A 22,928-nucleotide genomic window follows, 5' to 3' on the forward strand; every position below is an offset into this window, starting at 1 on the left:
TATTGTAAATGATAGGCGATAGGTGGTTTTTTAAATGAGCCGTAAATTGAAATTTGCAGTGTGTTTTATCACTATAGCATTTGTGGCCGTTTTGTTGACGGAATTTCAAATAGTGTTTTTTGGGGAAGATACGAAGCCTGAAAGATCGGATTGTATAATTGTACTTGGGTGCAGAGTATACGGCACAACCCCCAGCCCATTTTTAATGGGGAGGTTGAATAGAGGGCTTGAGCTTTATAATAAAGGTTATGGAAGATATATTATTGTATCCGGAGGAAAGGGTGAAGGAGAAAGTATATCTGAAGCTGAAGCTATGAGACAGTATTTATTGTCCAAAGGCATGGATAATTCAAAGATAATAGTAGAGGATAAATCTTCATCTACTATGGCGAATTTAATAAACTCTAAAAAAATAATGAATGCAATGGGGTTTCACAGTGCTGTGATAGTATCTAATAAGTATCACTTGAAAAGAGCATCCTTGATGGCAAAGAGTCAGGATATAAAAGGAAGTTATTCGGGAGTGTTTATATCCTCCTATAAAACTCAGGAAATTAGTGGATATATTAGAGAGATACCAGCTGTTTGGAAGTATTACATTCTCAAATTGAATTAAAATTTGATTTTAACTGTAGAGTTATAAAAATATGCCTCATAATCTAGATTTATGAGGCATATTTTTAATCCACGAAACTATTCCAGTAATTTGAATAATCTAATACTATCGAATCTGATTTTGCATCTTCTATATTATAACAATAAGCTAATTCCTTTATGAAATCCTTTGCTGAAAGTCCAGATTTGGAAATCAACTCGTCAACCTGTTTTTGTAAGTCTTCAGGTATCCTGGAAAAGCAGGAAGTAGTATTCATTTTAATAATCCCCCCATATGATATTAATATACTATATGCTATATTCCATTAATGAGTGATATATAACTCATATTACATTTTAAATGTATCACTTTATATGCAAAATGTCAATAAAGAATAGCCTATATATAGAAGGTTACACTGAGGATTTAAAGAAATTTATTGTACACTCTGCCATTAATCTATGCCCTGATAATGATGGGTGTAAGCCATCTATAAATAGATGATTTGCACTTGTATCTTTTAATTTTTCAAGAAAACATTTATAGTAATCTATGTAATGAAATTTATTTTCACTACAGAATGTTATTATCCAATTTCTGTAATCTTTTTGGAGCTCATTTATTCTGTCATAGTTTAGAATGTCGTCCCATCTTTTTATTGCTATACCCTTGTTTATAGCCGGTTCTATTCCTATTATTGGAATTATATCAGAATTTACGGCATCTTTTACAATCAATGCTATATTGTCTGTTACCATATTTAAAGGTCTGTTGCTCATGAAATCATTGCTTCCACCCATGATCAGTACGTAATTGGGATGATTTTTTATTACATCTTCGTAAGAACGGGATAACATTCCTGAGGTTGTATCTCCGTTTGCGCCTTTATTCAATACCTCCATTTGGAGGGGTTCTTTTATAAGCGACACCCAATTGTCATTTGCGGGAACACCATATCCAAAAGTTAAACTGTCCCCTATACATACTAATTTCATTTTTTGATTACCTCCTTATTTTTCACAGCTTTTAGAATTAATTGCCGTGGTTTTGTTTACCTGTGAATAATGTTCGATATGATATGAACATTATTCACATAAATGATTATACAATTTCAAATTAAACGAATATTAAAAGATAAATTGAAATTAATATATTGAATTATATAATTTACTATGTTAATATAATTATATCAGAAACAAGTACGAATGGAGCATCCATATAATCCTAATAATCTGGTTTAGGAGTTTCTACAGGAAACCGTAAATTTCCCGTCTATGGTTGAAGTGATTTAAAGCTGCGTGTTTTTTGTGCTGAATTTTAAATTGGTTTGCCGATTTTGGGGTTCTTGGAAATTTACGATGTAGATTTTCAGGAGCTTTTTTAAGTATCAGAGTTCAGGAATTGTGAACTGTGAATTGTGAATTGTGAATTGTAAAAGGAGGATATATTTTATGAAAGTAGCTATTATATTTGGCAGCAGTTCTGATATTGACAAGATGAAGGGTGCCGCCAAAGCTTTGAAAGAATTCGATATACAATATGAGGCCTATATTCTATCGGCTCACAGAGTTCCGGAAAAACTTCTGGAAACTGTAAAAAAACTGGAAAATGAAGGCTGTGAATGTATAATTTCGGGTGCAGGCCTTGCAGCACACCTTCCAGGAGTTATTGCAGCAAACACCACTCTGCCGGTTATAGGAGTTCCGCTCAATGCAGCGGTTGAAGGGCTTGACTCTTTATTTTCAATAGTACAGATGCCAAAATCAATACCCGTAGCTACAGTTGGTATAAACAACAGCTATAATGCGGGTATGCTTGCAGTGGAAATATTGGCACTTAAATATTCTGAAATTAAGAATAAATTACTCGAATATAGAAAAAATATGAAAGAAAAATTTATAAATGAAAATGGAAAAGGAGTGGAATTATAAAATGGAAAAGGGAAATATGATCTACGAGGGAAAAGCAAAAAAGGTGTATGAAACTGATGATAAGGACAAGGTTATAATTTATTATAAAGATGATGCTACGGCTTTTAACGGACAGAAAAAAGGACAGATTTCAGATAAAGGTGTGATGAACAATACAATCACTTCAATGCTGTTTGAACTTCTTGAAAAACATGGAGTGAAGACTCATTTTGAGGAAAAATTGAGCGACAGGGAACAGCTTTGCAAAAAAGTAAAAATAATACCACTGGAGGTAATAGTGAGAAATGTGGCGGCAGGAAGCATGGCAAAAAGACTGGGGCTTAAAGAAGGAACTCCCCTTAAAACTACAGTCTATGAATTGAGCTATAAAAACGATGAGCTTGGGGATCCTCTTATAAATGATTATCATGCAGTTGGAATTGGAGCTGCTACTTTTGATGAACTAAAAACCATATATGATATGACAGCAAAGATAAATGATGTTTTGAAGACATTCTTCTTAAAGCAGGGAATAAAACTGATAGACTTCAAAATTGAATTTGGAAAATTTAATGGAAAAATACTTTTAGCCGATGAAATATCGCCGGATACCTGCAGGCTGTGGGATGCAAAGACGAATGAAAAACTGGATAAAGACAGATTCAGGAGAGATTTGGGAAATGTAAAGGAAGCCTATGAGGAAATATTGAAGAGAATAAGCAATAATTAAGTTAAATCCTTATTTTATGGGTATAAAAGGAGAGAATTTTATGTGCACTTTGAATGATAAATTTAATACCTGTTCCTGTATTGAGCTGGAAGAAGATAAATTTAAAGATGAATGCGGCGTATTTGGTATATTTTCTAAAAACGATCTGGATGTGGTATCTCTCACTTATTATGGACTGTATGCCCTGCAGCATAGGGGACAGGAAAGTGCAGGAATTGTAGTTTCGGATGGAAAAGAATTCAAATACCATAAGGGAATGGGACTTGTTTCGGATGTATTTGACAAAAAATTGCTGGAAAGTTTGAAAGGACAAAGTGCTATAGGTCACGTGAGGTATTCTACTGCCGGATCCAGCACTTTAAATAATGCCCAGCCCCTTATAGTAAAATATAAACTGGGATCTATTGCCATAGCACATAATGGCAATTTAGTCAATGCAGATGTCATAAGGGCACTTCTTGAAGATGCAGGGTATATTTTTCAGACTTCTGTGGATTCGGAGGTTATATTGAGTCTCATTGCACGGGAAGCAAAGAAGGATATAGGCAAAGCCGTAGTGGATGCAGTTCAGGCCGTAAAGGGCTCTTACGCCATTGTTATTTTGACGGAAGATAAACTCATAGGTGTGAGAGATCCAAATGGGATAAGGCCCCTCTGCATAGGAGAGTTAAATGGTGACTACATACTGTGTTCTGAAAGTTGTGCACTTGATTCTATAGGCGCGGATTTTGTAAGGGATGTAGCTCCAGGAGAAATTGTCATAATAGACAAAGATGGAATCAAATCCATAAATTTTGCTGAAAAGACAAAATGTGAAACCTGTTCTTTTGAATATATATATTTTGCAAGACCAGACAGTACGATAGATGGAATAAATGTCTATACTTCTAGAATTAAAGCTGGGAAAATACTTTATAAAGAAAATCCGGTAGAGGCAGATGTGGTAATAGGTGTGCCAGATTCAGGAATACCAGCTGCTCTTGGATATTCGGAGGCATCGGGTATTCCATATGCAATAGGCTTTATAAAAAATAAATATGTGGGAAGGACATTCATATCACCTTCAAAAGAACTTAGATCCAAAGCTGTAGCTGTAAAACTAAACCCGCTTAAAGTAAATGTGGAGGGTAGGAGAGTCGTAATAGTGGACGATTCCATAGTAAGGGGAACTACCAGTAGGAAGCTTGTGGAGATATTGAGAAGGGCTGGAGCTAAAGAGGTTCACTTTCGGGTTAGTTCTCCTGTTGTAAAATACCCATGCTATTTTGGCATTGATACCCCCTGTAGAAAAGATCTCATAGGTGCCAATGCAAACATAGAGGAGATCAGAGAGGAAATAGGAGCAGACAGCCTGGGATATATCAGTATAGATGGAATTTTAAAATCTTTAGACTGCAGCGCTGAAAGAGGATACTGTGTGGGATGCTTCAGTGGAATCTATCCCATATCTGCACCTATAGAAAAAGATAAAAATTATTTAGAGTAAAGGATGGTTTTATCATGACAACCTATAAGGATGCTGGTGTTAACATTGAAGAAGGGTATAAATCTGTAAAGCTTATGAAGGAGTATTCAGCCAGTACTTTTATTCCCGGTGTATTGAATGGGCTCGGGAGTTTTGCAGGTATGTTTGAATTGGAAAAATATAAGAATCCTGTACTTGTTTCCGGAACCGATGGAGTTGGGACAAAATTGAAGATAGCTTTTCAGATGGGTATATATGACACAGTTGGAATAGATTGTGTTGCCATGTGTGTAAATGATATTTTGTGCCATGGAGCAAGGCCTCTTTTCTTTCTGGATTATTTGGCCTGTTCCAATTTACAGGCGGAAGTTGCTTCAGATTTGGTCAAGGGTGTATCAGAGGGGTGCATTCAGGCGGGATGTGCGTTGATTGGCGGTGAAACAGCTGAAATGCCTGGATTTTATGCCAAAGGCGATTATGACATGGCGGGTTTTGCTGTGGGAATTGTGGAGAAAGATGATATAATAGATGGAAGCAGAGTGAAAGAAGGAGATACACTTATAGGCATAGCTTCCAGCGGAGTCCACAGCAACGGTTATTCCCTTGTGAGAAGTCTTATAAGAAATTTTGAGGACAGTTTTGGTGACAGTACTCTGGGAAAGGTACTTCTAACTCCCACCAAAATATACGTAAAGCCTGTATTGAAATTACTGGGAAAATTTGATGTGAAAGCCATGGCTCATATAACGGGAGGGGGTTTCTTTGAAAATGTACCCAGGATGTTTAAGGAGGACTTTACTGCGGTCATTCATAAAAACAGCTATGATGTACCGGATATATTCAAATATATAATGGACTTGGGAGTGGATGAGCAGCATATGTACAACACCTACAATATGGGTATAGGTTTTGTACTCTGTGTAGACCCCGGGGACTCTGAAAATATAATATCTGAGCTTGAGAAAATAGGTGAAAGTGCATACATAATAGGAACTGTAAAAAGAGGGGAAAAGAAAGTATGTTTAAAATAGCGGTTTTGGCTTCCGGCGGCGGAACGGATTTTCAGTCAATAATAGATGGAGTGGAAAGTGGATATCTTGAAAATTGCAGGATCGAGATTTTAATAACGGATCGAGCTGGTATATATGCTCTTGAAAGAGCTAAAAAACATGGAATTAAGTACAAAGTGTTCGATAGAAAAGTTTATGGTGATAAAATATCGGATGAAATATTGAAACTGCTCTATAACAAGGCAGATCTGATAGTATGTGCAGGGTGGCTTTCAATACTTAAGGGAAAGCTGATTTCAGAATTTGAAAACAGGATTATAAATATACACCCTTCTCTCATACCTTCCTTTTGCGGGGACGGGATGTATGGAATAAAGGTACATGAGGCTGCAATTAAGAAAGGTGTCAAGGTATCTGGATGCACTGTACATTTTGTGGATACAGGCACTGACAGCGGTCCTATAATTTTTCAAAAATCAGTGCCGGTGTATTTTGAGGATACTGCTTATGAGCTTCAAAAGAGAATATTAAAAGAGGAGCACATAGCTCTTCCTAAAGTTATCAGGCTTATTTCCCAAAATAAAATATCAGTGAAACAGGGAAGAGTTCAAATTTGCAAATAAAATAAATGGAGGCGTAAGTTATGATAAAACGTGCACTTATAAGTGTCTACAACAAAAATGGTCTATTGGAATTGGCACGATTTTTGACCAGCAGGGAAGTGGAGATAATATCTACTGGAGGGACATATAAGTACCTTGCAGAGAACAATATAAAAGTTACAGAAGTATCGGAAGTAACAGGATTTGATGAAATACTGGACGGAAGGGTAAAAACACTTCATCCTGCAATACATGCAGGTATACTTGCTAAAAGGGATAACGAAGCACACATGGATACCATAAAAAACAAGAACATACTTCCAATAGACATGGTTGTTGTAAATTTGTACCCTTTTTTTGACAAGGTATGTGACGATATAAGTTTTGATGAAAAAATAGAGTTTATAGATATAGGCGGGCCGGCCATGATAAGGGCAGCAGCTAAAAATTTCAAAGATGTGGTAGTGGTTACAGATGTGGAAGATTATTCTCCAGTAATTGAAGAAATAAAATCCTCCGGGGATGTGAAATATGAATTTAGAAGAAAGCTTGCAGGAAAGGTGTTTAACCTTATGTCTGCCTATGACGGAGCTATAAGCAATTTCCTGCTGGAAGAAGAATATCCTGAATACCTAAGCCTGTCTTATAAGAAATCTGAAGATTTAAGATATGGAGAAAATCCACATCAGAGCGCGGCTTATTATACAGAAACTGTGGGAAAAGCTCCTATGAAGGATTTTGAGCAGCTAAACGGGAAAAAGCTTTCCTATAACAATATGAGGGATATGGATATGGCCTGGAGAGCAGTAAATGAATTTGATGAAATATGCTGCGTGGCAGTGAAGCATAATACTCCCTGTGGTGTGGCAATTGGGAGAGATCTTCATGATGCTTATTTAAGGGCTTATGAATGTGATCCCACTTCTATATTTGGAGGAATTATAGCTTTTAATGGAAAAGTAGATGCAAAAACTGCTGGAGAGATAGTAAAAATTTTTGTAGAGATAGTCATAGCACCTGATTTTGATGGAGAAGCAGTTGATATACTGGAGAAGAAAAAGAATCTCAGGATAATAAAGTGCGAAGCCAAACCTACAAATGAATACGAGATAGCAAAATTGGACGGGGGAATACTTGTTCAATCTGCGGATACAAAGCTTGTAGATAAAGTTAGGGTTGTAACTGAAAAGAAACCTTCAAAAGAGGAAATGGACAATTTGATATTTGGAATGAAGGTTTGCAAATATGTAAAATCCAATGCAATTGTGGTGGCTAAGGATTTTATGGCAAAGGGAATTGGAGGAGGACAGGTAAATAGAATATGGCCTGCCTGTCAGGCTCTTGACAGGGCAAAAGATGGTGTTGTACTTGCATCCGATGCATTCTTCCCATTTAATGATGTGGTGAAGGAAGCTGCTAAATATGGGATAAAGGCCATAATTCAACCCGGCGGTTCTATAAGAGACAATGATTCCATAGAAGAATGCAATAAAAATGGAATATCCATGGTGTTTACGGGAGTAAGGCATTTTAAACATTAATTTTAATAGAAGGGGGTAACCAGGCAGTGAAAGTGCTTGTTATAGGATCAGGTGGAAGGGAACATGCTATCTGCTGGAAGATAGCTCAGAGTCCAAAAGTGGAGAAAGTATTTTGCGCCCCGGGTAACGGCGGAATAGAAATAGAAGACAAGTGCAGTAACGTGAATATAACGGATATGGATGGCCTTATGGATTTAGCATTGGAAGAAAAAATAGATCTTACTGTAGTTGGTCCTGAGGTTCCGCTTACAGAGGGGATTGTGGATAAATTTAAAGACAGGGGTCTAAGTATATTTGGACCCTCTTCGAGAGCGGCAATGCTGGAGGGAAGTAAAATTTATTCCAAGAATTTCATGAAAAAATATGGCATTAAAACTGCAGAGTATGCAGTTTTTGATCAGATAGATAAAGCTTTGGGATATATTGGAATATGCAGTTATCCTGTGGTTGTAAAAGCAGATGGGCTGGCAGCCGGAAAAGGGGTATTCATATGTCAGAATTACAGAGAAGCAAAATCTGCATTGGAAGATTTAATGATAAGGAATGTGTTCAAAGGGGCAGGAAAAAAAGTGGTTATTGAAGAATTTCTGCAGGGAGTAGAGGCTTCAATATTGACTATAACAGATGGAAATACCATTGTTCCCTTTATATCTTCAAAGGATCATAAGCAAATTTATGACGGCGGTGTAGGACCGAATACCGGCGGCATGGGAGCTGTAGCACCAAACCCCTATTGCAGTGAGAAAGTGCTTGAAGATTTTGCAAAAAATATAATGGAACCCACTTTAAGGGGAATACAGCAGGAGAACTTGGATTATACCGGAATAATTTTCTTTGGAATAATGATAACCAAAAAAGGTGTCTATCTTTTGGAATACAATGTGAGGATGGGTGATCCGGAAACTCAGGCAGTGCTGCCCCTTATGAAAAGTGATTTTGTGGATCTGATTCAAGCTGCCCTTTCAAAAAGACTTTTGAGTTTCAAGCTGGAGTGGAGAAAAGGTGCATGCTGCTGTGTAGTGGCAGCTTCTAAAGGATATCCTGCAAAATATGAAACCGGATTTGAAATAGAAGGTTTGAAGAAGGAAAACAAAATTTTTGCAGCAGGTGTCAAGAAAGAAAATGGAATTTTTAAAACAAGCGGCGGGAGGGTTCTTGTAACCTATGGAATTGGCGGCAATCTGGAGGAAGCCATTGAATGTGCCTATGAAAACCTTAAAAGGGTGAGCTTTAATGGCATGTATTTCAGAAAAGATATAGGAAAGTAATTCAAATATCAAATCTAAGGGGTTTTTGGTTTTATCCGAAAACCCCTCATTAATTGTGAATTGTACATTGTGCATTGTACATTGTGCATTGTAAAAAGGGTCAGCTTTTAATTTATTGTTACATAATACTTTTTAAGTGGAAATAATTTTAAGTTAATAGTAAAATATAAAATAGTTCTTATCTTATGGAGGTTATTTTAATATGAGTAATGCGAAAAGGAGAAAGAGGAAAAAGAAGAAGAGATCTTCTTTTAAAATGTTTTTGATATTTGTAATCTATGAGCTTGTAGTGGTTGTGGTTACTACTCCATTGCTTGTATTTTACGGTCCCTTTAAAAATGTAAGAAATCAAATAGTGGCAACAGCTATGGCAACTTTTAGCCATCAATACATAGCTACTTTATTTTTGTCAAAAGACAAGATAAACCAAATACTTCAGGAAGGGAAAAATGGTCAGACTACCAGTGCAGAAGCTGAAAATCTAAATGGAGTAAATATAGCTCATGTGGGTGATAAGAGTATAAAGAGGTATGACATAGATACTTCAAAATTCAACGGCTATATTCTGGAAATAGACGATCCTAAAAGGATACGAATAGGGTATACCAGTAAACTCAGGGAAGTAGGAGAGAGGACCAGTGAGATAGCCAAAAGAAATGGAGCAGTGGCTGCTATAAATGGAGGGGGATTTTCCGATAGAACCAGCAGCGGAAAGCTCTGGGTAGGAACAGGGGCTTATCCGGAGGGAATTATAATATCCGGGGGAAAGCTCATATACAGTGATGTAAATCCTGATGGAGAAATAAATGTGACGGCTTTTACTCCAAGCGGAAGGCTCATAGTGGGAGATCATACCTTAAATGAATTACTTTCCCAGGGTGTGGTAGAGGCTATTTCTTTTAGAAATTCTCTCATAATAAATGGTAAGACTGTAGCTGTGGAAAATGAAGGACTAAACCCCAGGACAGCTATAGGACAAAAAGCAGATGGAACCATAGTCATGCTGGCCATAGACGGTAGGAAAGGACTTAAAATGGGAGCTTCTTTGAAAGATGTACAGAATATACTCCTCAAGCAGGGGGTTGTGAATGCAAGCAATCTGGATGGAGGATCTTCTACTACTATGTACTTAAACGGTGAGGTCATAAACAATCCAAGTGACTGGAACGGGGAGAGGACTGTGGCTACAGCCATATATGTAAAACCCTAGAGGAGAGTGGATGGATGAAAAACTTTAAGAGAATAATTATTTGGACTCTGATACCTGTAGTTATAGAATTAATAGGGCTTTTGTGTCTTAACTTGTTTTATTTCAACGGGGATGCAAATTTCAGCATAAAAAAGGTTGATATTTCTTCAAAACAGGCAGAGCATAAAATAAAAGTGAAAATACCGGAATATGCAGAGCAGATCAAAGTGGCAAGCAGTGGGAATTACATATCCTATTATGACGGTCAGTCACTGCATGTGGTTGATACCATTAAAAATGATGAAAAAGAAGTAAATCTTGAAAATGAGTTGTCCTATTATACCTGGAATCTGGATACTGATAATATGTTTATAGCGGAGAAAACAAGTACAGGAGGAAATTCAAGTAATTTAAAGTTTGAATCATATGATGCAAAACGTGATGAAATATACCCTCTGAAAAATTTGGATAAGAATCAGGATCTTTCCATACTGCTGCCGGACGACTCCTATGAGGTTAAACGAGTAGCATTTTCAGGACCAAGTAATGTGGTATATGTGATGAGTCTTGGAAATGAAGAGACAAATGGGAGAATATACAGGATAGATGTCATGATAAGGATGAATTTAGTTAATTTTGGAAGATGCCGTCTTGGAAATATAGCAGCTGTAAATGATGAAAATGGCGACGAGATCATATATGAAGACAGAACCTATAATAGAATCAGAACGGGAAGGGGAAGGGTGATAGCAACAGGGGAAAATGCCATGCATTATCTTCTAAATACAGATGAAAACAATAATATATACATAGGAAATGGTGAAAATAATAAGGTCAATAAAATATTCATAAGTAATCTGGATGTTGACAAGAGAAAAATATATACTTTGCCCTCATATGTGAATAAAAACAACATATATATCACCAGAGACAGAAAAATATATGTGGATAATCCGGAAGCTGGCGAAGTAAAGGAACTTACTACGGGAAAGGTGACTAAATATGACGGAAAATTGATATCTTTATATGAATATGGCATAGTAAGTCAAGATGGAAATAAAATAGTTAACAGTTTATTTTAACATGTTGATATATTGTTTAAAATCAAAGTTCAAAGTTCAATTATAAAATTTAGCAGATTTTTACTAAAGTTAAAAATCTTCATAATTTTATATTCTTGCTTTGAACTTTATTTATTTATGTCAATTTCCAGTTTAACATACAGAAAATTAATAGTGTATATTAATATGATATTAGAAATATATAATTTAAAATAATATATAATTAATTATTTTAATTCACAATTTTAAATATTTTTATTATTATTAATTGTTTATAATTTAAAATATATGTACTATATATTTTTTAGATATTATTAAAATGCAAAAAATATATACCTAAAAATGACATAATTATATTTTTAAAAAAGAATTTAATTGCGAATAATGCTGTAAAACCAATGATTACAAGGGATAAGCAAAAAGACACAATTCATTAAATAATATTCAGAATATTTTTTATATTAATTTAAACAAATAAATTTATGCTATAATTATAATAGTTTTAAATTTATTAATATTATTTTTGAAGGGAGTGTAAGTATGGCTACAAATAATTCTATATTTAGGACTAAAGAGCTAGATAAGTTGTTAGCCGAAACTAAGGGGAAAAAATCATTGAAAAAAGTATTGGGACCTCTTGAACTCGCCATGTTGGGAATAGGTGCCATAGTTGGGACGGGCATCTTTGTACTGACAGGGGTTGCTGCTGCAAATTACGCAGGGCCAGCACTAATATTATCTTTTATATTCTCGGGAGTTACATGTTGTTTTGCCGCGCTATGCTATTCGGAAATGGCCGCAATGATTCCTGTAGCAGGTAGTGCCTATACCTTTGGCTATGTAGGTTTAGGTGAAATATGGGCCTGGATGATAGGCTGGGATTTACTGATGGAATATATGGTAGCGGTTTCAGCAGTTGCGGTTGGATGGTCTGGTTATATAGTGGCACTTTTCGAATCTGGAGGAATCAAATTACCAGCAGCCTTAGTCAATCCGCCTGCAAACGGAGGTATAATAAATCTGCCATGTATATTGATCTTGCTTGTAATAGTACTTTTCCTTTTCAGAGGCATGAGCCAGAGTGCAAAACTCAATGATATACTTGTTTTGATAAAATTAAGTGTGGTAATACTGTTCATAATTTTAGGAGTAGGACATATTAAACCCACTAACTATCACCCATTTTTCCCTTATGGTGTCAGCGGCGTATTTAAGGGCGCAGCAGTTATATTCTTTGCCTATATAGGTTTTGATGCTGTTTCCACGGCAGCTGAAGAAGTTAAAAATCCACAAAAGGATCTGCCTATAGGTATATTAGGTTCCCTGCTTGTCTGTACTTTATTGTATATATTGGTTTCAGCAGTGCTGACAGGAGTGCTTCCATATTATACTTATAAAACTACTGCAGCTCCAGTGGCGTTTGCACTGCAAAAGATAGGGATTTCCTGGGGATCTGCACTGGTATCTATTGGCGCAGTGTGCGGACTTACTTCTGTACTTCTGGTTATGACTTATGGTTCAACCCGTATATTGTTCTCATTGTCCAGAGATGGCCTGCTCCCTGAAGTTTTTTCAGATGTACATCCTAAATTTAGAACACCTATAAAGAGTACTATGCTTGTTGGAGTTATAGTAATGCTGCTGTCAGGATTTGTTTCTCTGGGAGAGCTGGCAACGCTTACAAACATAGGTACATTGATTGCCTTCATTATAGTATCTGCTTCAGTCATAGTTTTGAGGAAGACAAGACCGGAATATGAGAGGCCGTTTAGATGTCCATGGGTACCTTTTGTTCCTGCAGTGTCTATAATATTTTGTGCTTATCTGATATGGAATCTGCCTCATTTTACTCAAATGGTATGTGTAATATGGTTGTGCATAGGGGCTGTAATCTATTTCACTTATAGTAGAAGTCACAGTTTAATGAGTAAGGAGGAAAATGTAGTTTCTCCAACGGATGGAAAGTAGTCTGATGATATATTATTGATTCTCATTTACTGTTTTATAAAATAATAGTAAATCGTATAAAAGAGGGGAGATGCCGGGATGCAGGGCATCTTTCCTCTTTTATTTTAAATGAATACATAATTGTATTCATTTAGTATATAGTATAAATATTTTAATAAATATATTATAAATAAAAATTTATAAATATAATTGTTCTTTTATATATATTTTTATAGATTATATAAAATATTATATTGCAAATATATGCAATATAGAATAAATTAAATTTTTTAGAATATAATAATTATTATGACTAATAGAAGTATTAAATTATAATATGCTATTATATTAAGAGTATGTAAATTCAATGAAGATTATGTACTCTTAATTTTTATTGAATTGATAATTTATAAAGTGTTTTATTTACTGAAAGGAGACAACATACATGGGAAAATCAAATTCGATTTTCAGGACAAAATCTGTAGAGGAATTACTGAATAATTCTCAATCAAAAAAAGGAGGATTGAGAAAAAGTTTAGGCGCATTTGAACTGACGATGATGGGAATTGGAGCAGTTATCGGAACAGGTATATTTGTATTAACCGGAGTTGCAGCTGCAAATTATGCTGGACCAGCATTAATTCTTTCATTTATAGTTTCAGGTATGACCTGTGCTTTTGCAGCGTTATGTTATGCAGAATTATCTGTTATGATGCCTATAGCGGGAAGTGCCTATACGTATGGTTATGTGGGACTTGGAGAAATATGGGCATGGATTATAGGATGGGACCTAATACTTGAATATACAGTAACGGTGGCAACGGTTACTGTAGGCTGGTCTGCATATGTAGTTCAAATATTACAGGCGATAGGAATCAATATACCAGCTGCTTTTAGCAATCCACTCGGATTAAATGGTGGTATCATAAATTTGCCCTGCATATTTATTTTAGCTATAATCATCACTTTTTTAGTTAGGGGAGTAAGCCAGAGTGCTAAGCTCAACGATGCTTTAGTTGTCATAAAGTTGGGAGTAGTCATACTATTCATTGTTCTTGCATCAGGACATGTGAAACCGATTAATTGGCATCCATTTTTCCCTTACGGAGTAAATGGAGTATTTAAAGGAGCAGCAATAATATTTTTCGCCTATGTCGGGTTTGATGCAGTAGCTACTGCAGCAGAAGAAGTTAAAAATCCTCAGAGAGATTTACCAATTGGTATAATATGCTCACTTCTTATATGTACTGCATTGTATATTATAGTTTCAGCAGTGCTGACAGGAGTACTTCCATATTATGTGTATAAAAACACTGCTGCTCCAGTGGCATTTGCACTTCAAAAAATAGGCATTTCATGGGGCTCTGCTCTAGTTTCAGTAGGTGCTCTTTGCGGTCTTACCTCGGTACTTTTAGTTATGTGTTTTGGAGGTACCCGTATATTATTTTCACTTTCCAGGGATGGACTTCTTCCAAAGATGTTTTCGGAGGTAAATCCTAAATATGGAACACCAGTGAAAAGTACAATTTTAATAGGAACCGTGGCAATGATTCTTTCAGGTTTTTTACAAGTTGGAAGACTGGCTGAGATGACTAACATAGGTACTCTAATTGCCTTTATAATAGTTTCATTGTCTGTAATTATTTTAAGAAAGAAAAGGCCCGATTTAGAAAGAAAATTTAAATGTCCAGGGGTTCCATTCACTCCTATAATTGCAGTTGTATTTTGTTCAGTCTTGGTTGTATCTCTGCCTACTTTTACCAAGATAGTGTTTGTAATCTGGCTGGGTGTAGGATTTTCTATATATTTTATATATGGAAGAAAACACAGTACTATGAATGAGTGAACTTTAAATGTAAATCATGAGCATTAGGGAAATTTCCCTAATGCTCATTTAAGAAGCCTGTTTATTTTCACTTGAAATAATATAATTTGCCGTCCTCCACGGAATAATTTATAAGTTTATTGTTATATAAATAGGATAGAAAGGCTGATATTCCACTGAGATCTAAATGATATTCATAAAAATTTAAAGATAAATTGTTCAATATAGTTATGTTCTCCAATATATCCTCCCGGGTGAGGGGCTGATCCAGAAGATCTAGGATTTCGTTTTTGTAATTGTGTATATTGGATATGTTCTTATCTGCTAATTCGGATATTTGACTTTTATCAAGTAATTTTTTTGAGTGTCCTATTAAGAAATAATCTGCTTCCATGTCCTTTATTTTGTTCAATGAAGATAGGCTGTCATCTATATTATATAAGTACGGAAAAGAGTATTTATTAAGTATCTCGCTGCTGAAAATTGAATCTCCAAGGAAACATACTCTTTCAGGTGTTATTATTCCTATGTGTTCTATGGAATGACCGGGCAGGGCAATGATGTCGAATTTTTCATCATTCAATTTGTTTATTCCATAATCCAGAATAAAATCTACATCTATAGGCTTATTGCTTCTATCGAAAGCTCTTGAAGGATAGGATGAAGAAAGCATAGATGAAAAAAGCTCCTGATTTTCCATGAATAGACTTTCCTTTTTAGAAGTATATACAAGACAACCTGGATAATTTTTTTTGAAATACAAATTGCCGCCGCAGTGGTCTAAATGACTGTGGGTGTTTATTATGAATTTGGGGTGAAGGTTATTTTCAATAAGCAGATTGTCTATTTTTTTAGCCTCACTGTTATTTATACCTGTATCTGCAATCAGGCAGTTTTTATTTTTGAAAATAAATATTCCGCAATTGGTTGGGCCATCTATATAATAAGTGTTGCCTTTTATTTTATTCAAATTCATTTAATGACACTTCCCTTGAAAGTTAAATATCAAATTTCTATTAGTTTTTCTTTAATTAAATGATAGCATATTTTATTAAATTTTGAAATTTATATATTGAGGTGATATAATTTAATAAGTATTTTTATACGATAAATATTAATAGATGGGGGTATATTTTATGGATTCCACGATGACAGGTCTGCTAACTTTTTTAGGATTTATAGGTATTATTCAGGGACTGGGGATGAAATACAGCAAGTCGGTACGTAAGAAATTTATGCTGGACGCAGAAGGTGTGGACAAAAAATACGTTAATTTTAAAATAAATTTTCTTATTATAATGGGAACAGTGGTATTGATAATTGAACTTATTACATATTTTTATCCTCAAGCGGGCACTAAAATGGAGATATTGTTGTCTGCATTTTTACTTTTGGCAATTACTTCGGATTTTGTATATAAGAAAACCAGAAACAGGAAAAGAAATAAGTCAAAATAACTTATTTGTCTGAAATCATAAATTTTTCATAGTACAAAGATCTCTGTTAGGACATCGGGAACAATCATGATCTTTTTTACTCAGAGGTAAATTTTCATCGGCTCCGTATATATATGCCATGGAATAGCTGGAGGAAAGCATAAAGCCTTCCGTAACAGTTAAGTTTAAAAATTTTTCTGCATCCAATTTTTCAAGTATGTTTTTTTGATATTTAAGTGGTAATTCTCCATCACCGGGTGATATTCTGCAGCTAAGTCCCAAATTTAATTCCTTTGATTTGCTGTAAATATGATTGAAAAGCTGGGAACTTGTTTCAAAGAGATAGGAAGTGAACATTGCATCCATTACCATTCCCTTTTTCATGTTCCCGTAAGAAAAAAATTCATTTATTTTTTTGCTGCAGTTGTCTCCTAAACTTATTATACAATATATTATATGGCTGTAATTCTCAATAATTTTATAAAGAGAACTATTGTCATTTTTTTCTATGCTGAATACACCTACAGGTTCCGCTGTTTCATATACTGTGGGAAGGAGTAAGTTGTATAAGCTTTTTATTTCCCTTTCTTCTAATATTTCGCCATAGGATTTTAGCGCTTGAAATACCTGGGATCTATTTAATTTAAAATCAAAATTCAATGTTACTTCCATGCTAGTTCTTCCTCCGCTTATTAATGCATCTACATGCATATATATGATCATATCATATTAAATAGTATATTTTCAATATGTAATGTTGAACAAGCAGATGAATTTGGCAAATACAAGCAGCTGTTAGATGATATTTGTTCCAATATATCAAGTCTAAAAAAAATAATAACATCAAACTTATTTTAAAAGACCTTGACAGAGACATAAATATTCCTGAAGATGCAAGTTTAAGAATGAGTTATAAACAAAAAAGAGATATTGAAAAGCTTGAATTTAAAATATACTGGCCTCAGAGAAAAGAATATAAAATTGATGCAAATCAAAAATAAAATTTTAAGGGTAGGATGAGTGTGTATATTAATAATGAAAAAGATAAAAAGGTACTGGGAATTGAGCGCAACATCTTTTTTACCGGTATGACCAGCTTTTTAACGGATACAACTACGAAAATGATATATTCTATTATGCCGTTATTTTTAATGTCCATAGGTGCGTCAAAAACAGAGGTATCTCTTATTGAAGGAATTGCAGAAAGTACGGCTTCGGTTCTTAAAGCTGTATCGGGCTGGTGGAGTGATAAAATTGGCAAAAACAAACCTTTTATGATCATTGGATATGGATTTACAGCTATTTTATCCCCATTATTTTCAATAGTAACTTCACCTTTGCAGGTATTAGCTATAAGATTCAGTGAAAGGGTTGGAAAGGGTATAAGGACTGCTCCAAGAGACAGCCTTGTAGCTGCTTCATCAAGTGATAGTGAAAGAGGAAAAAATTTTGGGTTCCACAAGGCCATGGATAATAGCGGCGCAATAGTAGGGCCTTTTATTGCTTTTGCAATTTTATCAGTATTTCCTAATAATTATCGAAAGGTATTTATATTTTCAGCTCTGCCCGGGATACTTGGATTAGTTACCATAATTTTTTTTGTAAAAGAAGCTAAGAAAAGTAAAGATGATCTTCCTAAAAAAATTACCCTTAGGGACTTTTCATATAAATATTACATGTTTTTAGGTATTGTTTTTGTATTTACCTTAGGTAATTCAACTGATGCCTTGCTGCTGGTAAAGGCCAATGACATTGGTATAAAAGCCCTTATTCATACCAATTGTATACTTGATATTCAACTCGGTGTCAGTAATATTCGCTGTTCCAATGGGGATTCTCTCTGATAAATTTGGCAGGGGAAAACTTATTATCTTTGGATATGTACTTTATTCTGCAATATACTTTGGCTTTGGAAGAACAGATAATAAAATATCAGTGATTTTGTTATTTGTATTATATGGACTTTACAGTGCAGCAACAGATGGAGTACAAAAGGCACTGGTCTCAGACCTTATCGATAAAAATAAGAGGGGTACAGGATTGGGAATATATAATTCATTGGTAGGTATAACCTTACTTCCTGCAAGTCTTATAGCTGGTGTTTTATATGATAACGTCAACAATAGTGCCCCTTTTTATTTAAGTTCGGCAATAGCTCTGACTGCTGCAGTATTAATGTTTCTATTTTACAAGAAATTTAGCAAGGTGAGCCAAATATAATGAGAGTGTGAAGTTTTGGACCTGTTGACAAACTCAAATTTACACATCTAAATTATATATCCCCGAAAGAAAGAATTCAGTGGAAGATGCAGAATTTCTACGTATGTGTTCTCTGCAGCGAAACTATAGTCTCCACATGGACAGTGTGGGGAAACATATCCATGAGTTTTACCTTATCCAGTATATATCCAGATTGGATAAATATGTTTAAGTCATTTACAAGAGTTTTAGGATTACAGGACACGTAAATTATTTCAGGAGCATTGAAATCTATAATCTGTTTAATTGCTTTGGGATTGATTCCCGGCCTTGGGGGATCAAGTATTATTATGTCGGGCTTATCCTCTAAAGTTTTCATTATATGTAATACATCTCCTGCTATGAATGTACAATTCTCTATTCCATTCAATTTTATGTTTTCTTTCGCAGATTTTATTGCCTCTTCTACAAGCTCTATTCCTAGTACTTTTTTTACATGGGGAGATAATATTTGGGCTATAGTTCCCGTGCCGCAGTACAGGTCAAAAACCGTTTTTGAGGAAGTATCCTTTAAAAAATCCTTAATTATACTATACAGCTTTTCGGTGCCCTTAGAATTGGTCTGAAAAAATGATTCCGGATAAATTTTAAATTTCAATCCTAAAATTTCTTCTATTATATAATCGTTTCCACATAGTATTTTCATTGAATCTATTTTTACCACATCCGATAAATTGTCATTTATAGTGTGAAGTACACCCACCAATTTGCCATTATAATTTAAATTTCTCAATATTTCAGTTATTTCATTGAAATCAAAATCAATTTGTGAAGTAGTAACGATGTTTACGAGGATTTCCCCTGTATTTTTACCTCTTCTAATTACCACATTTCTTAAATATCCCCTGTGGCTCCGTATTCTGTAATAAGGCAGTTCCTTTTTCCTGAAATAGGTGACGATTTCATTTAAAATTACAGTAAAGTCCTCATCTACTATTTTGCATTTATCTACATTCACAATGCCGAAGGATTTCCCCCTCATATGCATTCCCAATGTGAGAGATCCTCCTTTTTGCTCATCTCCAAAAGTAAATTCCATTTTATTTCTGTAATGAAATTCCTCAGGGCTTTTTTCTATACCCAAGAATTTAAAACCTTTGATAGAAGATTCTTCAAACAGGTCTAAAACCTGCTGCTTTTTTAATTCAACCTGTATATTATAGGGAATAAACTGAAAATTGCATCCGCCGCAGAGGTTAAAGTGGGGACATAAGGGCTCTATTGCATAGTTTACATTTTCAATTATTTCCACGATTTTGGCTTCTGCATATCCATTTCTTTTTTTTGTAATCTGACCTTTTATTTTTTGACCTGGCACAGAGTTTTTTATAAATACCTTTATTCCATCCTTTTGTGCGATTCCAACTGCTGGAAATTTTAACTTTTCTATAAAAAATTCATGTTGGCTGCCCTTTTTCAATTTTTAATCTACTCCTTTTGGTACTTTGGCAAATTTTTCACCTAATGTTTTCCTGGATTTACAGCTTCTCATTATAACAGGATATAAGATAGATACTATTAGAAATAATATTATGTACATGCCTTTCATATCTGCTATATAATGTCCAAACAGGGTTCTTAAAATAAGATCAAATAAATAAAGACAGGCTAAAGAAACTACAGCCGATACAGCTGTATCTATAATGGAAAGTTTCAGATTGCAGGGTACCAGGTTGTTTTTGACTTTGAGATCTGTACTTCGGTCAGAAGTTTTTTTCTTTGACACAGGTTCGATTTCAGCACTATCTGCTTTAAAATTGTCAATTTTAGTGTCCTCTTCCTGGGGCTTCTCTGATTGCAGGCTGGATTCATCCAACTTTTTTTCAGCTTCCTGTTCTTCCAAAAGTTTTTTTTGTTTCTCTTCTTCCTCCCTTTTGAGCTGTTCCTCTTTTTCCTGTTCTTTCTTCCTTTTAATTTCTTCAAATCTTCTTTTCTCTTCCATATTTTTATTTTTAAGTTCTTCTAAAAACTGCTTTTTTGCTTCTTCATCTACTGAAAGTTTATCTTTATTTTCATCATTTTCTCCCATTAAACATATACCTCCTTCTTCTTTTTAACCTTTCTATAACAAATATATTATGCTACACTATGACATCTATGTAAATAGGTATAAAAAATCTTTTATTATTGTTCACATATTATTTTACAATTTTATTCATTAGTTCTATAATTTTAGTATTGTAATAAATTGATGATTGAGGATATTTAATATGAATAGATTGAATTCGTTTTTTCTAGATTTTTTGGATGTAGTATTTTTTATAGTATGTGTAACTTTTAAGATATTGATGTATGGAAGGCATTTAGAAACAGGGTATATAAAAATTATATCTCTTTTCATTCCGGCCATTGCCCCGGTAATAATTATAATCTCCATATCTTTGATTCTGAAAGCAAAGGCACGTTCCAGGATGCTCTATATATTCAATATTGTAATAAGTTCATTTATAGTAAGTGATATCATATATTTCAGATATTTTAAGGACATAATATCTCTTCCCGTGCTTATAAGTGGATTTCAGCTTGGAGCTGTAAAATCCAGTGTGTCAAATTTGATGAATATAAAGGACTTTTTATATTTCACTGATGTTATATTTATAATTCCCTTTGTGAACAGATATGTTAGAAAGAGAAAAAACAAATTTCCGCTGAATTATAGGATATCAATAGCTGTCGTGCTTCTCTTATTTGGTATTGGTATGGATTTTATAAGTTTTTATGGACTTTCAAAAGAGCAGCCCAGACTTTTGAGCGCAATGTATAATAAGGTTTATATAAGTAGAAAACTAGGTGTATTGAATTATCACTGTTTAGACATCTATAATTCACTTTCAGCCAATATAACCAAAATGACACCTGTTTCCAGAGAAAAAATAAATGCCATAAATACTTTTATGGATAATAATAAATCAGATAATAAAAATCTGAAAGGATATTCAAAGGAAAAAAATCTTATAATGATACAGGTAGAGGCCCTTCAGGAATTTGTAATAAATGCTTCTGTAAATGGACAGGAAATAACTCCGAATTTGAACAGATGGGTGAATAGGTCAGTGTATTTTGATAATTTTTATTATCAGGTAGCGGCAGGGGGAACTTCCGATGCGGAGTTTATGACCAACAATTCGATATATCCGGCAGCGGCTGGGGCAGTGTATTTTCTGTATTCCGGAAATAAATTCAGTGCCATGCCCGAAAATTTTAAAAATAACGGTTACAGTACAGCAGCATTTCACGGCTTTAGAGAAAATTTTTGGAACAGACAGATAATGTACAAAAAATTTGGCTTTGATAATTTCTATGGTGAAAAAAGTTATAAGAAAGATGAATCCATAGGTTTGGGACTCAGTGACAGATCTTTTTTGAACCAGTCTCTGATAAAATTGAACAATATGAAATCACCTTATTATGCTTTTTTAATAACACTGACCAGTCACTTTCCCTATGATGATGTGGATAAATATGGTGATTTTGATGTGGGAAATTTAAAAGGTACTCTTCTTGGAAATTATTTAAAAGCCATACATTATACAGATGAACAACTGGGAGTGTTTTTAAATGCTCTGGATGAAAATGGCACGCTTGAAAATTCAGTTGTAATGCTCTACGGTGATCACTATGCAATACCCAAAGATAAAGAGCAGCAGCTGTTCAAATTCCTGAATGTAAATTCAACTTCCGAAATGGATTGGGAAGGGCTTCAGAAGGTACCTCTTCTAATACATTTTCCCAACGAATCGGTGAAAGGTGTGAATCACGTATATGGAGGTGAAATGGATATATATCCTACGGTGTGTAACTTATTTGATCTGCCCGGGAAAAATATGTTTGGAAAAGATCTTTTTAACCCTAAAAATCAGAAGGTTATATTTAGAAATGGTTCCTTTATAGATAAAAATTATTATTCTTCTTCCCAGGATGATGTATACTATGATGTAAAGACCGGAAAGGAAGTGCCTGAGAATAGCAGCCTGAGGAAAGACAAAGAGGATGTGTTGAATCAGCTTGAATATTCTGATTACATATTAAAACATAATGTCATTGACAAGTTGGATAAATAAAACTGCGGATATGTACATGAAATGTTTAC

The 22,928-nt window shown here is 34.5% G+C and carries 23 protein-coding genes and 1 riboswitch; of the genes, 17 read left to right on the top strand and 6 right to left on the bottom strand.

The annotated features are described in order from the left end of the window. Positions 1-34: 34 nt before the first annotated feature. Positions 35-616, top strand: coding sequence for a YdcF family protein (locus LN736_RS02745; RefSeq protein ID WP_150358369.1), 582 nt, complete (start codon positions 35-37; stop codon positions 614-616). Between the two features lie 64 nt (positions 617-680). Here LN736_RS02745 and LN736_RS02750 read toward each other — a convergent pair whose 3' ends face one another. Together LN736_RS02750 and LN736_RS02755 are read right to left on the bottom strand one after the other, a co-directional pair. Continuing rightward, entirely contained in the window at positions 681-872 is a 192-nt protein-coding gene (locus LN736_RS02750; RefSeq protein WP_150358370.1) for a hydrolase, read from the bottom strand. Between the two features lie 136 nt (positions 873-1,008). Then, on the bottom strand, positions 1,009-1,590 hold the full coding sequence (locus tag LN736_RS02755; RefSeq protein WP_150358371.1) for a GDSL-type esterase/lipase family protein: 582 nt from the start codon (positions 1,588-1,590) through the stop codon (positions 1,009-1,011). 199 nt (positions 1,591-1,789) lie between these two features. Then, a riboswitch (purine riboswitch) is annotated at positions 1,790-1,890 on the top strand. Positions 1,891-2,046: 156 nt separating this feature from the next. On the opposite strand from LN736_RS02755, the gene purE reads away from it, so the two are divergent. From purE to LN736_RS02810, 11 genes are all read left to right on the top strand, one after another. After that, on the top strand, positions 2,047-2,526 hold the full coding sequence (gene purE, locus LN736_RS02760; RefSeq protein WP_150358372.1) for a 5-(carboxyamino)imidazole ribonucleotide mutase: 480 nt from the start codon (positions 2,047-2,049) through the stop codon (positions 2,524-2,526). Between the two features lies 1 nt (position 2,527). Then, on the top strand, positions 2,528-3,235 hold the full coding sequence (gene purC, locus LN736_RS02765; protein ID WP_150358373.1) for a phosphoribosylaminoimidazolesuccinocarboxamide synthase: 708 nt from the start codon (positions 2,528-2,530) through the stop codon (positions 3,233-3,235). A gap of 40 nt (positions 3,236-3,275) precedes the next feature. Further along, entirely contained in the window at positions 3,276-4,721 is a 1,446-nt protein-coding gene (gene purF, locus LN736_RS02770; protein WP_229980778.1) for an amidophosphoribosyltransferase, read from the top strand. 14 nt (positions 4,722-4,735) lie between these two features. Beyond that, positions 4,736-5,731, top strand: a complete 996-nt coding sequence (gene purM / locus LN736_RS02775) for a phosphoribosylformylglycinamidine cyclo-ligase (RefSeq protein WP_179977003.1) — start codon at positions 4,736-4,738, stop codon at positions 5,729-5,731. Continuing rightward, positions 5,719-6,333, top strand: coding sequence for a phosphoribosylglycinamide formyltransferase (gene purN / locus LN736_RS02780; RefSeq protein WP_150358376.1), 615 nt, complete (start codon positions 5,719-5,721; stop codon positions 6,331-6,333). Before purM ends, purN begins: the two co-directional genes overlap by 13 nt. A gap of 20 nt (positions 6,334-6,353) precedes the next feature. Then, entirely contained in the window at positions 6,354-7,853 is a 1,500-nt protein-coding gene (purH, locus tag LN736_RS02785) for a bifunctional phosphoribosylaminoimidazolecarboxamide formyltransferase/IMP cyclohydrolase (protein WP_179977004.1), read from the top strand. 26 nt (positions 7,854-7,879) lie between these two features. Then, complete coding sequence (gene purD, locus LN736_RS02790; RefSeq protein WP_229980780.1) at positions 7,880-9,121, top strand: phosphoribosylamine--glycine ligase; 1,242 nt, start codon at positions 7,880-7,882, stop codon at positions 9,119-9,121. 202 nt (positions 9,122-9,323) lie between these two features. Continuing rightward, entirely contained in the window at positions 9,324-10,331 is a 1,008-nt protein-coding gene (locus LN736_RS02795) for a phosphodiester glycosidase family protein (protein ID WP_229980782.1), read from the top strand. A 14-nt stretch (positions 10,332-10,345) separates the two neighbouring features. Beyond that, positions 10,346-11,392, top strand: a complete 1,047-nt coding sequence (locus LN736_RS02800) for a YncE family protein (protein WP_179977006.1) — start codon at positions 10,346-10,348, stop codon at positions 11,390-11,392. A 519-nt stretch (positions 11,393-11,911) separates the two neighbouring features. After that, the gene (locus LN736_RS02805) at positions 11,912-13,339 is read left to right on the top strand and encodes an amino acid permease (protein WP_150359061.1); all 1,428 of its coding nucleotides are present in this window, start codon (positions 11,912-11,914) and stop codon (positions 13,337-13,339) included. Positions 13,340-13,763: 424 nt separating this feature from the next. Then, a complete protein-coding gene (locus tag LN736_RS02810) occupies positions 13,764-15,164 on the top strand; it encodes an amino acid permease (protein WP_150356618.1) in 1,401 nt (466 codons plus the stop codon). Between the two features lie 67 nt (positions 15,165-15,231). Here LN736_RS02810 and LN736_RS02815 read toward each other — a convergent pair whose 3' ends face one another. Beyond that, complete coding sequence (locus tag LN736_RS02815) at positions 15,232-16,119, bottom strand: MBL fold metallo-hydrolase (RefSeq protein ID WP_150356617.1); 888 nt, start codon at positions 16,117-16,119, stop codon at positions 15,232-15,234. A 160-nt stretch (positions 16,120-16,279) separates the two neighbouring features. Here LN736_RS02815 and LN736_RS02820 point away from each other — a divergent pair, with 160 nt between their 5' ends. Beyond that, positions 16,280-16,600: a hypothetical protein gene (locus tag LN736_RS02820; protein WP_179977007.1), complete on the top strand. Its 321-nt coding sequence runs from the start codon at positions 16,280-16,282 to the stop codon at positions 16,598-16,600. A 15-nt stretch (positions 16,601-16,615) separates the two neighbouring features. On the opposite strand, the gene LN736_RS02825 is transcribed toward LN736_RS02820, so the two are convergent. Continuing rightward, positions 16,616-17,251, bottom strand: a complete 636-nt coding sequence (locus tag LN736_RS02825; RefSeq protein ID WP_179977008.1) for a 5-methyltetrahydrofolate--homocysteine methyltransferase — start codon at positions 17,249-17,251, stop codon at positions 16,616-16,618. A gap of 134 nt (positions 17,252-17,385) precedes the next feature. On the opposite strand from LN736_RS02825, the gene LN736_RS02830 reads away from it, so the two are divergent. Genes LN736_RS02830 through LN736_RS02840 form a run of 3 tightly spaced genes read left to right on the top strand, consistent with a single transcriptional unit; the run spans position 17,386 to position 18,799 of the window. Continuing rightward, positions 17,386-17,580: a hypothetical protein gene (locus LN736_RS02830; protein ID WP_179977009.1), complete on the top strand. Its 195-nt coding sequence runs from the start codon at positions 17,386-17,388 to the stop codon at positions 17,578-17,580. 21 nt (positions 17,581-17,601) lie between these two features. Continuing rightward, a complete protein-coding gene (locus LN736_RS02835; RefSeq protein WP_229980784.1) occupies positions 17,602-18,423 on the top strand; it encodes an MFS transporter in 822 nt (273 codons plus the stop codon). Further along, a complete protein-coding gene (locus tag LN736_RS02840) occupies positions 18,383-18,799 on the top strand; it encodes an MFS transporter (RefSeq protein ID WP_229980786.1) in 417 nt (138 codons plus the stop codon). Before LN736_RS02835 ends, LN736_RS02840 begins: the two co-directional genes overlap by 41 nt. Positions 18,800-18,896: 97 nt before the next feature. Here LN736_RS02840 and rlmD read toward each other — a convergent pair whose 3' ends face one another. Both rlmD and LN736_RS02850 read right to left on the bottom strand, forming a co-directional pair. Further along, positions 18,897-20,258, bottom strand: a complete 1,362-nt coding sequence (rlmD, locus tag LN736_RS02845; protein WP_179977011.1) for a 23S rRNA (uracil(1939)-C(5))-methyltransferase RlmD — start codon at positions 20,256-20,258, stop codon at positions 18,897-18,899. A 3-nt stretch (positions 20,259-20,261) separates the two neighbouring features. Next, positions 20,262-20,867, bottom strand: coding sequence for an RDD family protein (locus LN736_RS02850; RefSeq protein WP_179977012.1), 606 nt, complete (start codon positions 20,865-20,867; stop codon positions 20,262-20,264). Positions 20,868-21,048: 181 nt separating this feature from the next. Here LN736_RS02850 and LN736_RS02855 point away from each other — a divergent pair, with 181 nt between their 5' ends. After that, complete coding sequence (locus LN736_RS02855) at positions 21,049-22,899, top strand: LTA synthase family protein (protein ID WP_229980788.1); 1,851 nt, start codon at positions 21,049-21,051, stop codon at positions 22,897-22,899. Positions 22,900-22,928: the final 29 nt, after the last annotated feature.

This window comes from Clostridium aromativorans (genome assembly GCF_020908015.1).
Lineage (GTDB): Bacteria > Bacillota > Clostridia > Clostridiales > Clostridiaceae > Clostridium_B > Clostridium_B aromativorans.